We start from the raw sequence: 13,988 nt of genomic DNA on the forward strand, positions 1-13,988 counted from the left end.
AGTACCAAGTTTTTCAAGATTCCTGCGAATCGGGTGGTTGAGATGGGGATGCAGGTTGAACTTTAAGGTTCTTTTTTAGCGTTGTGGGTTCTTGAGACGCCCGGCGCGTTGTGCCTGCTTGACGGTGGGTTTGGCGGCGGTGTGCTTGGGGCCTAAAGTCTTTGGTGGGGCGGTGGGGCGCCAGAGTCGGCCGCGCGGGGGGCATTTTTTTGGCGTTTGGGCGGTGGGGTGTGTGAGGTTGCTGGATTTGCACGGATAAAAAAAGCCCCTTGAGCGATCAAGGGGCTTTTTGTTGGGCGGGAAGAATTACTTCTTCTTGGCCTCGTCCTTCAGTTGGGGCAGCGAGGTGCCGGAGGAGGAGAGCAGGCCGGTCTTCACGTAGGTGAACAGCTTTTCGCGGGTGTCGACGATGTCGAGGTTGCGCATGGTGAGCTGGCCGATGCGGTCGGCGGGGGTGAAGGGGGCGTTCTCGACCTTTTCCATCGACAGGCGCTCGGGGGCGTACGTCAGGTTGGGCGATTCGGTGTTGAGCAGCGAGTAGTCGTTGCCGCGGCGCAGTTCGATGGTGACTTCGCCGGTGATGGCGCGGGCGACCCAGCGTTGGGCGGTTTCGCGCAGCATGATGGCTTGGGGGTCGAACCAGCGGCCTTGGTACAGCAGGCGGCCGAGCTTGCGGCCGCTTTCGCGGTATTGCTCGATGGTGTCTTCGTTGTGGATGCCGGTGACCAGGCGTTCGTAGGCGATGAACAGCAGGGCCAGGCCGGGGGCTTCGTAGATGCCGCGGCTCTTGGCTTCGATGATGCGGTTTTCGATCTGGTCGCTCATGCCCAGGCCGTGGCGGCCGCCGATGCGGTTGGCTTCGAGCAGCAGTTCGACGGGGTCGCTGTATTCGACGCCGTTCAGGGCGACGGGCTGGCCTTCTTCGAAGCGCACGGTGACTTCTTCGGCCTTGACGACGACGTCGTCGCGCCAGAAGGCGACGCCCATGATGGGCTTGACGATGCGGATGCCGGAGTTCAGGTGCTCGAGGTCTTTGGCTTCGTGGGTGGCGCCCAGCAGGTTCGAGTCGGTGGAGTAGGCCTTTTCAGCCGACATCTTGTAGTCGAAGCCGGCTTGGCGCATGTATTCGGACATTTCCGAACGGCCGCCGAGTTCGTCGATGAAGCGCTGGTCGAGCCAGGGCTTGTAGATCTTGAGGTCGGGGTTGGTGAGCAGGCCGTAGCGGTAGAAACGCTCGATGTCGTTGCCCTTGAAGGTGCTGCCGTCGCCCCAGATGTTGACGTTGTCTTCCTTCATGGCGGCCACGAGCATGGTGCCGGTGACGGCGCGACCGATGGGCGTGGTGTTGAAGTAGGTGATGCCGGCGGTGGAGATGTGGAAGGCGCCGGCCTGCAGGGCGGCGATGCCTTCGGCCACGAGCTGCGCGCGGCAGTCGATCAGGCGGGCGTTTTCGGCGCCGTAGGCCAGGGCCTTGCGGGGGATCTCGTCGTAGTCGGCTTCGTCGGGCTGGCCGAGGTTGGCGGTGTAGGCGTACGGGATGGCGCCGTTGTTGCGCATCCAGAGCAGCGCGGCGCTGGTGTCGAGGCCGCCGGAGAAGGCGATGCCGACCTTCTGGCCGGTGGGAAGGTTCGGGAGGATAGTGGTCATTGTTTGAGGTAAGACGCCAACGGGGCTTTGACAGCAGACTTTGACAGCAACAGGCCGCCAAACAAGAAATCAGACCGCTATTTTAACTCTTTTGGTCCGGGCGGGCGGCGGGTGCGGCAGGGGCGTCCGGGCGGGAGCCGGGCAGGGGCCGGGCGTGGGGCCGCGCAGGGTCTGGCGGACGCCAACCTGTCCGAATTGTCAGGGAGCGGACAGCGTGCGGTCCCGCTGGGCTTTCTACAGTAGGGCCGTACTGACTGTCAGCCGCGCGGGCGGCGCCGAGAAAAATGAACACAGGCAAGCGGATAGCGCCCAGGCGGGCGGCGGTGGGGCTGGCGGCCCTGCTGGCCCTGGCCGGCTGTGCGGTGGGGCCGGACTATCAGCGTCCGGCCATGGACCTGCCGTCCGGTTACAAGGAATCGGGGCCATGGAAGACGGCCAATCCGGGTGTGATCGACGGGCGGCAGCCCTGGTGGGAGGCCTATGGCGATCCGACCCTGAATGATCTGATCGGGGCGGCCAACGCGGCCAACCAGACGGTGCAGCAGGCGCAGGCGCAATACCGCCAGGCGCGGGCGGCGGCGGACGCGGCCCGGGCGGGTTTCTGGCCGACGGTGGGCGCCAATGTGTCGGCGCAGCGTGCGCGGGCCAAGAGCAGCGGCGTGATCGGGGTGTCCAACAGCTACGCGGCGGCGATCGACGTGTCGTGGGAGCCGGACCTGTGGGGCGCGGTGCGCCGCCAGGTCGAGGCGAGCGACGCGTCGACCCAGGCCAGCGAGGCCAACCTGGCGGCAGCGCGGCTGAGCATCCAGGCGGCGCTGGCGCAAGATTACCTGCAACTGCGGGCGGTGGACCGGGAAAAGGACCTGTATGCCCGTACGTTGCAGGCCTACGAACGGACGCTGAAACTCACGCGCAGCCAATACGACGCGGGGGTGGCCCTGCGGTCTGACGTGGCGCAGGCCGAGGCACAGCTCAAGACTGCCCAGGCCCAGGCGATCGATCTGAACGTGTCGCGCAACCAGCTGGAACACGCCATTGCGATCCTGACGGGCCGGGCGCCGGCGCAGTTCAGCCTGGCGCCGCTGCCGGCCGGGCAGCCCTGGATGTTCCGGGTGCCCGAGGTGCCGACCGGCCTGCCGTCGGATCTGCTGGAGCGGCGCCCCGATATCGCGGCCGCCGAGCGCCAGGTGGCATCGGCCAATGCGGGCATCGGCGTGGCCCGGGCCGCGTATTTCCCGTCTCTGGTGCTGTCGGCTGCGGGCGGTTTTGGCGCAGCCAGTTTCGCGCAATGGTTCAACGCGCCGGGCCGGGTCTGGTCGCTGGGGGCGGCCCTGGCCGAGACGATATTCGACGGCGGCCTGCGCAAGGCTCGGGACGCCCAGGCGGTGGCGGTGTTCGATGCCAGCGCGGCCCAATACAAGCAGACGGTGCTGGGCGCATTCCAGGAAGTCGAGGACAACCTGTCCACGCTGCGCGTGCTGGACGACGAGGCGCGGGCGCAGGACGACGCGGTGGCGGCCTCGCGCCTGAGCGAGCAGTTGGCGCTGGCGCAGTACCGCGCGGGCACCACCACTTTCCTGGCCGTGGCCACGGCGCAGGCGCTGACGCTGTCGAACGAACGCAACGCGGTGCAGCTGCGCGGCCGCCAGATGGTGGCCAGCGTGGCGCTGATCAAGGCCGTGGGCGGCGGCTGGAATGCGTCCGCCCTGAATGCGCCGGATGCGCAGGCGCTGGCCGCGGCGGGCGGCGCGCCCGCGGTCAAGGCAACGGCAGCCGGTGCTGCGGCAGCCGACAAACCCTCTACCCAGAACGAGTAAGTCCATGGACAACGCGGTGACTTTTTCCCATCGGGGCGCGGGCGGCAAGAAGGCCGCGGTGCTGTTGCTGGCTCTGGCGGCCTGCGGGCTGGCGGCGTGGCTGCTGCTGCGCGGGCGCGGCGAGACGGCGCCGGTCGCGGTGCCGGCGGTGCCGGTGGCCACGGTGCTGGCGCAGCAGCAGGACGTGGCCCGCTATCTGACCGGCGTGGGCACGGTGACGTCGGCGGCCAGCGTGACGGTCAAGGCGCGCATCGACGGCCAGCTGGACAGCGTGGGCTTTGTCGAGGGGCAGGACGTGAAGGCCGGCCAGGTGCTGGCCAACATCGATCCGCGCGCGCTGCAGGCCCAATTGGCCCAGGCCCAGGCGCAGCGCGCCAAGGACCAGGCCACGCTGGTGAACGCGCGGCTGGACCTGCAACGCTATACCCGGCTGCAACGCGAGGACGCCGCGACCCAGCAGACGCTGGACACGCAGCGTGCCTTGGTGGCGCAACTGGAGGCGGCCACGCAGACGGACGATGCGTTGATCAGCTATGCCCGCGTGCAGCTGGACTACACCCGCATCGTGGCGCCGATCTCGGGCCGGGTGGGTGCGCGGCTGGTGGACCCGGGCAACATCGTGCACGCCGCGGACGCCAATGGCCTGGTGGTGATCAACCAGATCGACCCGATCACCGTGCTGTTTTCCCTGCCGGAAGAGGCGGTGCCGGGCATCACCGCGGCCATGGACAAGGGCCAGGCCCTGACCGTGGTGGCTTATGCCCGCGGCAGCAACGAGCCGCTGGAACAAGGCCAGCTGGTGCTGCTGAACAACCAGATCGACACCACCACCGGCACGGTGCAATTGAAGGGCCGCTTCGACAACCCGCGGCATCGCCTGTGGCCGGGCCAGTACGTGAACGCGCGGCTGGTGCTGGATGAACATGAAAGCGCCGTGACGCTGCCGGTGGCGGCGATTCAGCGCAGCCAGACGGGCACCTTCGTGTACACGGTGGACGGCGCGGGCGTGGCCCAGGCGCAGCCGGTCAAGGTGGAACGCATGCAGGACGGCCTGGCGGTGATCCAGGAAGGCGTGAAGGCCGGCCAGCGCGTGGTGGTGGACGGCCAGTACAAGCTCAAGCCGGGCAGCAAGGTGCGCGAACTGGCGCCGGCGGCGGGAGGTGGCCAGTGAGCATTTCAGCGAACTTCATCAAACGGCCGATCGGCACGTCGCTGCTGGCGCTGGCGATTCTGCTGGTGGGTATCGCGGCCTGGCCGCTGTTGCCGGTGGCGCCGCTGCCGCAGGTGGACTTTCCCACCATCCAGGTGCAGGCCAACCTGCCGGGCGGCAGTCCGGAAACCATGGCGTCCAACGTGGCGCAGCCGCTGGAACGCCAGTTTTCGCTGATCGCGGGCCTGTCGCAGATGACCTCGGTCAGCGCCATCGGCATGACCCAGATCACGCTGCAGTTCGACCTGAACCGCAGCATCGATTCGGCGGCGGTGGACGTGCAGGCCGCCATCAACGCGGCCACCGGCCAGTTGCCGGCCAACCTGCCTAACCCGCCGACCTTTCGCAAGGTCAATCCGGCGGACGCGCCCATCATGGTGATGGCGGTGCAGTCGGACACGCTGCCGCTGATCCAGGTGAACGACTACGCCGACAACATCCTGGCGCAGCAGATTTCGCAGATCTCGGGGGTGGGCCTGGTCAATATCGGCGGCCAGCAGAAGCCGGCCGTGCGCATCCAGGTGGACCCCGGCAAGCTGTCGGCGCTGGGGCTGAGCCTGGAAGACATACGCGGCGTCATCGCGACGACCACGGTGAACCAGCCCAAGGGCACCATCGACGGGCCGCGTCAGAGCTTCACCACCTATACCAACGACCAGTTGCTGTCTGCGGCGCCCTGGAACGACATGGTGCTGGCCTACCGCAACGGCGCGCCGATCCGCGTGCGCGACGTGGGCGTGGCGGTGGACGGGCCCGAAAACACCAAGCTGGCCGGCTGGGCCTACGCCGGCCCCGCGGCGCCGGCCGACAACACCATCACCAACGGCCGCTCGATCGTGCTGCAGATCAGCAAGCAGCCGGGCGCCAACGTGATCGACACCGTGGACCGCATCCGCGCGGCCCTGCCCAAGCTGGAAGCGTCGATTCCGCCGTCGGTGCACGTGAACACGATCATCGATCGCACCCAGACCATCCGCGCATCGGTGCAGGACGTGGAATTCACGCTGACGCTGACCATCATCCTGGTGGTGCTGGTGATCTTCCTGTTCCTGCGCAACGTGGCGGCCACGTTGATTCCCTGCGTGACGGTGCCGCTGGCGCTGATGGGCACGGCGGCCATCATGTACGTGGTGGGCTTCAGCCTGGACAACCTGTCGTTGATGGCACTGACGATTGCGGTGGGCTTCGTGGTGGACGATGCCATCGTGATGCTGGAAAACGTGTACCGCCACGTCGAGGCGGGCATGTCGCCGATGGAGGCCGCCTACAAGGGGGCGGGGGAGATCGGCTTCACCATCGTGTCGATCTCGGTGTCGCTGGTGGCGGTGTTCATTCCGCTGCTGCTGATGGGTGGCATCGTGGGGCGGCTGTTCCGCGAGTTCGCGGTGACGGTGACGCTGACCATCGTGGTGTCGGTGCTGGTGTCGCTGACGCTGACGCCGATGCTGTGTTCGCGCTACCTGAAGAACCACCACGGCGACCGCCACGGCCGCCTGTACCTGCTGTTCGAGCGCGGCTTCGATGCGATGCTGCACGGGTACGAGCGCGGCCTGAAGCTGGTGCTGCGGCATCAGTTCGCCACGCTGTGCGTGTTCCTGGCGACCGTGGGCTGCACGGTGGCGCTGTTCCTGGTGATTCCCAAGGGCTTTTTCCCGCAGCAGGACACGGGCTTCATCTTCGGCTTTGCCGAGTCGGCGCAGGATTCATCGTTTTCGCTGATGAACCAGCGCATGATCCAGATGGCCGACGTGATCCGGCAGGACCCCGACATCGCCAGTTTCGGTTTCAACGGCAGCCAGAGCACCTACAACACCGGCAACTTCTATATCGGCCTGAAGCCCAAGGACGAAGGCCGCACGGCGTCCGCCGACGAGGTCATCGCCCGGCTGCGGCCGCAGCTGGCCAAGCTGGAAGGCGTGACGCTGTTCATGCAGGCCGGGCAGGACATCAACGTGGGCGGGCGGCTGTCGCGCACGCAGTACCAGTACACGCTGACCGATTCGAACCTGGACGAATTGAACGTCTGGGCGCCGCGGCTGCTGGCGAAGTTCCGCGAATTGCCGGTGCTGACGGACCTGGCATCCGACCAGCAGAACGCCGCGGCGACCGCGTCCATCACGATCGACCGGGCGCGGGCCTCGTCGTTCGGGATATCGCCGGCGCTGATCGACGCCACCATCTACGACGCCATCGGCCAGCGCCAGGTGGCCCAGTATTTCACCCAGATCAACAGCTACCACGTGGTGCTGGAGGTGACGCCCAAGCTGCAGCAGGACCCGGACCTGTTCTCCAAGCTGTACCTGACCTCGCCTTTGACGGGCCAGCAGGTGCCGCTGTCGACCTTCATCAAGCTGGACACCAACAAGACCGCGTACCTGTCGATCAGCCACCAGGGGCAGTTCCCCGCGGTGACGATCTCGTTCAACCTGGCGCCGGGCGCCTCGCTGGGCGATGCGGTGCAGGCGATCCAGCAGGCGCAGGCCCAGATGGGCGTGCCGGCCAGCCTGACGGGGGCGTTCCAGGGCACGGCCAAGGCCTTCGGCGATTCGCTGTCGAGCCAGCCGTACCTGATCGCTGCCGCGCTGATCGCCGTGTACATCGTGCTGGGGCTGCTGTATGAAAGCTACATCCACCCGCTGACCATTCTGTCGACCCTGCCGTCGGCCGGGGTGGGGGCGCTGGCGATCCTGATGCTGGGCGGCTACGACTTGAGCGTGATCGCGCTGATCGGCATCATCTTGCTGATCGGCATCGTCAAGAAGAATGGCATCATGATGATCGACTTCGCCCTGACGGCCGAGCGCGAGCACGGCATGGCGCCGGCCGAGGCCATCTACCAGGCGTGCGTGCTGCGGTTCCGGCCGATCATGATGACGACCATGTGCGCGCTGCTGAGCGGCCTGCCGCTGATGCTGAGCCACGGCCAGGGGTCGGAATTGCGCCGGCCGCTGGGCTATGCGATGGTGGGCGGGCTGATCGTGTCGCAGGCGTTGACGCTGTTCACGACGCCGGTGGTGTACCTGTACCTGGATCGGGCGCATTTCTGGTACATGCGCAAGAAGCAGGAGCGGGCCGCGCGCAAGGCTGCCCTGGTGCAGCCTGGGCCGGGAGTTGAGTCAAAATAAGCGCCTGTGCATGTCGATACACCCTAGCGGGGCCGCAATGAAGATCCTGATAGTCGAAGATGAACTGAAGACGGCGGATTACCTGCGCAAAGGCCTGGGCGAACAGGGCTGCGCGGTCGATGTGGCGCACAACGGCATCGACGGCCAGCACCTGGCGCTGGAGCACGACTACGACGTGATCGTGCTGGACGCCATGCTGCCCGGCATGGACGGCTTTGCGGTGCTGCGCTCGCTGCGCAGCGTGCGCCAGACCCCGGTGATCATGCTGACCGCCCGCGACGGCGTCGAAGACCGCATCCGCGGCCTGCACGACGGCGCCGACGATTACCTGGTCAAGCCGTTTTCCTTCCTGGAACTGCTGGCCCGGCTGCAGGCGCTGACCCGCCGCGGCCGCGCCCAGGAACCGGTGCAACTGCGCATCGGCGACCTGCAGATCGACCTGATCAGCCGCAAGGCCTGGCGCGCCGGCACGCGGCTGGACCTGACCGCCAAGGAATTCGCGCTGCTGGCGGTGCTGGCCCGGCGCCAGGGCGAAATCCTGTCCAAGACGGCCATCGCCGAGCTGGTCTGGGACATGAACTTCGACAGCAACGTCAACGTGGTCGAGGTGGCCATCAAGCGGCTGCGCGGCAAGGTCGATGCGCCGTTCGACCGCAAGCTGCTGCACACCATCCGCGGCATGGGCTACGTGCTGGAACTGCGCGACGGCGAGTCGCCCGAATGAAATCGTCGCTGAAAACCCGGCTGGTGGCCATGTTCGCGGTGGCGGCGGCGGCGACCTTCGCGTTGACGGGCGTGGCGCTGTACGGCGTGCTGGACCGCCAGCTGGACCGCATCCAGCAGGACGCGCTGCGCACGACGGCGCACGAGGTCAGTTATTCCCTGACCCGCAGCGGCGACCCGGAACGCTGGGGCCGCTTCAAGGCCAAGCTCGATACCCTGACGCCGGCCGACGGCAGCCTGCGCTTCTGGGTGCTGTCCGACGACCCGGCCTATGAATACGGCAAGGGGCTGGCCGACATCGACCGGCTGGAACGCCGCGCCGATGGCTTTGGCAGCATCACGCTGCCCGACCGCGAAAACGCGCTGTTGACCATCACCGTCACGGTCGAGCCGTTTCAGCAGCGGCCGCGCGTGCGCCTGATCGTCGGCATGGATTCGGCGCCGTATGCGCACACGCTGCGGTATTTCCTGTGGGCCATGGCGGGGCTGTCGCTGACCGCGATCCTGCTGGTGGGCCTGTTGGGGTTCTGGGTGGCCCGGCTGGGCCTGCGGCCGCTGAACCGGCTGTCGGCCGAGGCCCGGGCGCTGCGGCCCAGCGCCTTGTCGCAGCGCTTGAGCATGGCCGCGTTGCCGGTCGAGCTGGAAGACCTGGCCACGTCCTTCAACGGCGCGCTGGCGCGGCTGGAAGGCGCCTACAACCAGCTCGAGGCTTTCAATGCGGACGTGGCGCACGAACTGCGCACGCCGCTGACCAATCTGATCGGCCAGACGCAGGTGGCGCTGTCGCGCCCGCGCAGTTCCGGCGACCTGCAAGAGGTGCTGCAGTCCAACCTGGAAGAACTGGACCGCCTGCGCGCCATGATCAACGACATGCTGTTCCTGGCCCGGGCCGACCAGGGCGAGGCCGCCACGGGCCGCATTCATGCGGTGCTGGCCGACGAGGTCGGCAAGACGGTGGAGTTCTTCGAATTCCTGCTGGACGAGGCGGGCATGCGCGTGCGCATCCAGGGCGAGCGGGACGCGGTGGCGTTGATCGACACGGCGCTGTTCCGGCGCGCGGTGACCAACCTGCTGCAGAACGCCATCCAGTATTCGTCGGCCGGCGCCGAGATCACGGTGGACGTCACGCGGCAGGGCGGCATGCTGGAGATCGCGGTCAGCAACCCCGGCCCGCCGATTGCGCCCGAACACCTGCCGCACCTGTTCCAGCGCTTTTACCGGGTAGACGCCGCGCGCCGCGGCGACGGGGTCGAACACAGCCATGGCCTGGGCCTGGCCATCGTCAAGGCCGTGGCGGCGATGCACGGGGGCACGGTGTCGGCGGCCAGCGCCGCGGGCGTGACGCGGGTGGCATTCAGCGTCGAGGCCGAGCCCACGCCCTGAAGCGGGCAGGGGGCGCTGCCCGGTTGGGGCGGGTGCCCAGGTCAGAACCCTTGGCTGGGCCCAGGCCCGCCTTCACGGCGCAAACAGCGCGGCCAGATTCAATTGGCGGATCAATTCGCCGGTAGCCGCCGCCAGCCGGGTGGCGGGGCGATGGCGGGCGCTGGCCAGCACCAGATTGTTGGTGATGGGCGGCGACTCGATGTCGCTGAGCGACAGCGCGTGTTCGGCCGCCGGCCCGCGCGCCGCCGAGCGCGGCAGGATGGCGTAGGCGTCGCCCTGCGCGGCCAGTTCCACGATGGTCTGCACGGCGTCCACCTCGGCCGCCACTTGCAGGCGCACCCCCTGGGCGCGGCAGACGCTTTCGACCAGGGTGCGGATGGCGTTGGGCAGGCTGGGCAGCACCAGCGGGTACGCGCCCAGCCCGGCTACGGCGATGCGGTCGGGCAGGGGCGGCTGGTGGTTGGCCGCCGCCACCAGCACCAGGTTTTCGCGAAACAGGGATTCATAGGCCAGTTGCGGCGATGGCGCGGGGTCGTACAGCAGGGCCAGGTCGACCCGGCCGGCCAGCAGCCATTCGCGCATCTGCGCGCTCAGGCCTTCGGCCACCGCGATGGATGCGTCGGGAAAGCGGCGGCGAAACGCCTGGACCAGGGGCGGGGTCAGCACGCGGGCGATGCGCGGCGGCAGGCCGACCACCACTTTGCCGGTGGGCGTTTCGCGCAGGGTCTGCAGGTCTTGCTTGGCGCGATCGGCCAGGGCCAGCAGGGCGCGGGCGTGTTCCAGAAAGCGCAGCCCGGCCTCGGTGGGTTCGGCGCCGCGGCCGTTGCGATACAGCAGGTGCTGGCCCAGTTCCAGTTCCAGCAGCCGCACCTGGCGGCTGAGGGTGGGCTGGGCGACGTCCAGCATTTCGGCCGCGCGCGAAAAGCTGCGCCGTTCGGCCACGCGCACGAAGTATTCGATCTGCTTGAGGTCCATGGGGTGGGTGTTGATATTTATATTTTCTATATCTGAAATCAAAGATATAGCATTGTTAGTCAGCCCGCAATCCGGGAGGATGGCGTTTTTCCCGCAGGAACCCGCCGTGCCCGATTGCCGTCCTCCGCTTGCGTCACCTTCCCGTCCCCGCCATGCGTTGCCGGCCGGGGCTTGCGACACGCACTGCCACGTGTTCGGCCCGGCCGACGTGTTCCCCTATGCCGAGGGGCGGTCGTATACGCCGCCCGATGCGCCCTACGCCAAGATGGCGGCGCTGCACGCACACCTGGGGGTGCAGCGCGCGGTGGTGGTGCAGGCCAACTGCCACGGCAGCGACCACGCCGCCTTGCTGGACGCGCTGGCGCAGAGCCAGGGGCGCTACCGTGGCGTGGCGCTGCTGGGGGCGGATGCCACCGCGGCCAGCGTGCGCCAATTGCACGAGGGCGGGGTGCGCGGGGCGCGCTTCAATTTCGTGCCGCACCTGGGCGGTGCGCCCGATCCGGCCGTGTTCGATCACGTCATCGGCCTGATCGCGCCGCTGGGCTGGCATGTGTGCCTGCACCTGGACGGCGCCATGCTGCCCGAGCTGCTGTCGCGCCTGCGCGCGCTGCCCGTGCCGTTCGTGGTGGATCACATGGGCCGCGTCAAGGCGTCCGACGGCGTCGATGCGCCGGCCTTTCGCGCGCTGCTGGACCTGGCCGCCGAACCCAAGGCCTGGGTCAAGGTGTCGGGCATCGACCGCATCGCCTCGGGCCGCCGGCCGTTTTCCGAAGGCATTCCCTTTGTACGGGCCCTGGTGGACGCGCTGCCCGAGCGCACGCTGTGGGGCACCGACTGGCCGCACCCGAACGTGGCGGGCGACATGCCCGACGACGGCGAGCTGGCCGACGCTTTTTTCCTGGCCTGCCCGGACGCGCCATCGCGCCAGCAGGTCCTGGTGGACAACCCGGCGCGCCTGTATGGATTTCCGTAGCGCGCTCATCGCCTGACCGCAGGCAACAACAAGACACGACAATCCCGAGGAGACAACCATGTTCAAGAAACTCGTATTCGCAGGCCTCATGGGCCTGGCCAGCCTGAACCCGGCGCACGCCGACGGCCCGGTGCGCCTGATCATCGCCTTCCCGCCCGGCGGCCCCGTCGACCTGGTGGGCCGGGTGCTGGCCGAACAGCTGGGCAAAGAGCTCAAGCAGCAGGTCATCGTGGAAAACAAGGCCGGCGCCAACGGCAATATCGCCGCCGCCTACGTGGCCAAGGCGCCCGGCGATGGCTCGGTGCTGTTCCTGACCAGCGTGGGCGCGGTCGCCATCAGCCCGGCGCTGTACAAGGACTTGCCGTATGACCCGGTGCGCGATTTCGCGCCCGTGTCGCGCGTGGTCAACAACGCCACCGTGTTCGTCGTGAATCCGGCCAACCCGGCCACCGACGCCGCCGATTTCGTCAAGCGCTCGCAGGCCGACAAGCAGTCCGTGGCCGTCGGTTCGTCGGGCATCGGCAGCATTCCGCACCTGACGCTGGAAATGTTCGCCGACGCCAGCCACGCCAACGTGCTGCACGTGCCGTACAAAGGCGCTGCGCCGGTCATCAACGACGTCATGGGCAACCAGGTGTCGGGTTTCTTCGGTGACGTGCCGGGCCTGATCGGCCACATCCAGGGCGGCAAGCTCAAGCCGCTGGGCATTGCCGCGCCCACGCGCCACCCGCTGTTGCCCGACGTGAAGACGCTGGCCGAGCAGGGCATCACCGGGGTCGAGTCCAACAACTGGTATGGCATCGTGGCGCCCGCCACCACGCCGGCCGCCACGGTGGACAAGCTGAACCAGGCGCTGCGCGCCACGCTGGACAACGCCGCCGTGCGCGCCAAGCTGGAGAAATTCGGCGCCCAGGCCGCGCCCAGCACGCCGCAGGAACTGGCCGCGCTGATCGCTGCCGACCGCGAGAAGTGGACCGCGCTGATCCAGCGCAAGAACATTCGCCCGGAGTAAGCCATGGATGCCTGCCGAGTCACACCGGTGGCGCCGGGCACGCGCCCGGCCCTGGCCGACATCGAATCGCGCATCGCGGCCGCGCGCGGCCGCATCTCGCCCCTGTACCAGGTGCTGCTGAACAGCCCCGCCGTGGTGCAGGGCTGGGAAGCGATGCTGACCGCCATCCGCCTGAACACGTCGCTGTCGCCGCGGGTGCGCGAGCTGATCATCCTGCGCGTGGCGACCCTGAACAACGCGCCCTATGAGTTCGACGCCCACGTGCCGCACGCACTGGCGGCGGGCATGCCGGTTGCTGTGGTGGAACAGCTGCGCGCAGGCCCGGCGGTGGCGGCCGTGACGGGCCTGGAAGCGGGTGAAGCCGACGTCCTGGCCCTGACCGATGCGATGACGCGCGACATCGAGGTGCCGGACGCATTGTTCGCACCGCTGCGCGCGCGGTACAACGACCAGGAACTGGTCGAACTGACCGCCACGGTCGCGGCCTACAACATGGTGTCGCGCTTTCTGGTGGCGTTGCGCGTCGGACACTGAAAGGAGCAGGGCATGGACAAGACGGTATTGCTGGTGTCTTTGGGCGAGCGCTTCGACGCCGCGCGCGCGGCCGATATGGCCGCGCGGTTGACGGACGGCCTGGCCGGCCTGCGGGTGCGGGCGTTCGCGGCCATCGAAGAAGACGACACCTATGTATATGTGGACGGCGACACGGGCGGCCTGCCGGAAGTGCAGGCCCGCCTGGCCGAACTGTTTCCGGGCGCCCAGGCGCGCGTGCTGCACCTGACGCTGGACCTGGCCGGCGCCTCGGCGGGGGCGGATGCGCCCTGGCACTACATCGTCGAGACCGATGTGCTGCCCGAGGCCGAGGCCGACCTGAATGCCTGGTACGACCAGGAACACCTGCCGGGCCTGGCCTCGGTGCCGGGCACGGTGCGCGCGCAACGCTTCGAATGCCGTGATGAGGGCCCGCGCTATCTGGCCTGCTACGACCTGCAGACCCGCGAAACCTTCGGCAGCCTGCCCTGGTTGGCGGTTCGCGCCACCGACTGGAGCAGCCGGGTGCGCCCGTCGTTCCGCAACACGCGGCGCACCATGTTCCAGAAGATTCTTTAAACCAGAAGAACGG

11 protein-coding genes are annotated in these 13,988 nt (G+C 68.0%); 9 read left to right on the top strand and 2 right to left on the bottom strand.

Annotation, left to right across the window (positions count from 1 at the left end; translation table 11 throughout):
* Window positions 1-306: 306 nt before the first annotated feature.
* The gene (gene argG / locus HV798_RS26155; RefSeq protein ID WP_175194718.1) at window positions 307-1,647 is read right to left on the bottom strand and encodes an argininosuccinate synthase; all 1,341 of its coding nucleotides are present in this window, start codon (window positions 1,645-1,647) and stop codon (window positions 307-309) included.
* 284 nt (window positions 1,648-1,931) lie between these two features.
* On the opposite strand from argG, the gene HV798_RS26160 reads away from it, so the two are divergent.
* Genes HV798_RS26160 through HV798_RS26180 form a run of 5 tightly spaced genes read left to right on the top strand, consistent with a single transcriptional unit; the run spans window position 1,932 to window position 9,905 of the window.
* Window positions 1,932-3,464, top strand: a complete 1,533-nt coding sequence (locus HV798_RS26160; protein ID WP_175194716.1) for an efflux transporter outer membrane subunit — start codon at window positions 1,932-1,934, stop codon at window positions 3,462-3,464.
* Window positions 3,465-3,468: 4 nt separating this feature from the next.
* The gene (locus HV798_RS26165; protein WP_175194715.1) at window positions 3,469-4,635 is read left to right on the top strand and encodes an efflux RND transporter periplasmic adaptor subunit; all 1,167 of its coding nucleotides are present in this window, start codon (window positions 3,469-3,471) and stop codon (window positions 4,633-4,635) included.
* A complete protein-coding gene (locus tag HV798_RS26170) occupies window positions 4,632-7,799 on the top strand; it encodes an efflux RND transporter permease subunit (protein ID WP_175194713.1) in 3,168 nt (1,055 codons plus the stop codon). The genes HV798_RS26165 and HV798_RS26170 overlap by 4 nt, the downstream gene beginning before the upstream one ends.
* Window positions 7,800-7,836: 37 nt before the next feature.
* Entirely contained in the window at window positions 7,837-8,523 is a 687-nt protein-coding gene (locus HV798_RS26175; protein WP_175194711.1) for a heavy metal response regulator transcription factor, read from the top strand.
* Window positions 8,520-9,905 (top strand): heavy metal sensor histidine kinase, encoded by a 1,386-nt coding sequence (locus tag HV798_RS26180; protein WP_175194709.1) that lies wholly within the window; start codon window positions 8,520-8,522, stop codon window positions 9,903-9,905. Before HV798_RS26175 ends, HV798_RS26180 begins: the two co-directional genes overlap by 4 nt.
* A gap of 72 nt (window positions 9,906-9,977) precedes the next feature.
* On the opposite strand, the gene HV798_RS26185 is transcribed toward HV798_RS26180, so the two are convergent.
* Entirely contained in the window at window positions 9,978-10,880 is a 903-nt protein-coding gene (locus HV798_RS26185; RefSeq protein ID WP_175194707.1) for a LysR substrate-binding domain-containing protein, read from the bottom strand.
* 106 nt (window positions 10,881-10,986) lie between these two features.
* On the opposite strand from HV798_RS26185, the gene HV798_RS26190 reads away from it, so the two are divergent.
* From HV798_RS26190 to HV798_RS26205, 4 genes are read left to right on the top strand one after another with little or no spacing between them, the layout of a single operon-like run.
* Window positions 10,987-11,853 (top strand): amidohydrolase family protein, encoded by an 867-nt coding sequence (locus HV798_RS26190; protein ID WP_175194705.1) that lies wholly within the window; start codon window positions 10,987-10,989, stop codon window positions 11,851-11,853.
* A gap of 58 nt (window positions 11,854-11,911) precedes the next feature.
* Entirely contained in the window at window positions 11,912-12,865 is a 954-nt protein-coding gene (locus HV798_RS26195) for a Bug family tripartite tricarboxylate transporter substrate binding protein (protein ID WP_175194703.1), read from the top strand.
* 3 nt (window positions 12,866-12,868) lie between these two features.
* The gene (locus tag HV798_RS26200; RefSeq protein ID WP_175194701.1) at window positions 12,869-13,399 is read left to right on the top strand and encodes a carboxymuconolactone decarboxylase family protein; all 531 of its coding nucleotides are present in this window, start codon (window positions 12,869-12,871) and stop codon (window positions 13,397-13,399) included.
* Window positions 13,400-13,411: 12 nt separating this feature from the next.
* Window positions 13,412-13,975, top strand: coding sequence for a DUF4286 family protein (locus HV798_RS26205; protein WP_175194698.1), 564 nt, complete (start codon window positions 13,412-13,414; stop codon window positions 13,973-13,975).
* The last annotated feature ends 13 nt before the right edge of the window (window positions 13,976-13,988 follow it).

It is taken from the genome of Achromobacter deleyi, from assembly GCF_902859705.1.
GTDB lineage: Bacteria > Pseudomonadota > Gammaproteobacteria > Burkholderiales > Burkholderiaceae_B > Achromobacter > Achromobacter deleyi.

Bases quoted from the DNA above. Each gene is read 5' to 3' on its own strand.
- HV798_RS26205 (WP_175194698.1), top strand. From the start codon at position 13,412: ATGGACAAGACGGTATTGCTGGTGTCTTTGGGCGAGCGCTTCGACGCC.
- HV798_RS26195 (WP_175194703.1), top strand. From the start codon at position 11,912: ATGTTCAAGAAACTCGTATTCGCAGGCCTCATGGGCCTGGCCAGCCTG.
- HV798_RS26185 (WP_175194707.1), bottom strand. From the start codon at position 10,880: ATGGACCTCAAGCAGATCGAATACTTCGTGCGCGTGGCCGAACGGCGC.
- HV798_RS26160 (WP_175194716.1), top strand. From the start codon at position 1,932: ATGAACACAGGCAAGCGGATAGCGCCCAGGCGGGCGGCGGTGGGGCTG.
- HV798_RS26180 (WP_175194709.1), top strand. From the start codon at position 8,520: ATGAAATCGTCGCTGAAAACCCGGCTGGTGGCCATGTTCGCGGTGGCG.
- HV798_RS26165 (WP_175194715.1), top strand. From the start codon at position 3,469: ATGGACAACGCGGTGACTTTTTCCCATCGGGGCGCGGGCGGCAAGAAG.
- HV798_RS26200 (WP_175194701.1), top strand. From the start codon at position 12,869: ATGGATGCCTGCCGAGTCACACCGGTGGCGCCGGGCACGCGCCCGGCC.
- argG (WP_175194718.1), bottom strand. From the start codon at position 1,647: ATGACCACTATCCTCCCGAACCTTCCCACCGGCCAGAAGGTCGGCATC.
- HV798_RS26175 (WP_175194711.1), top strand. From the start codon at position 7,837: ATGAAGATCCTGATAGTCGAAGATGAACTGAAGACGGCGGATTACCTG.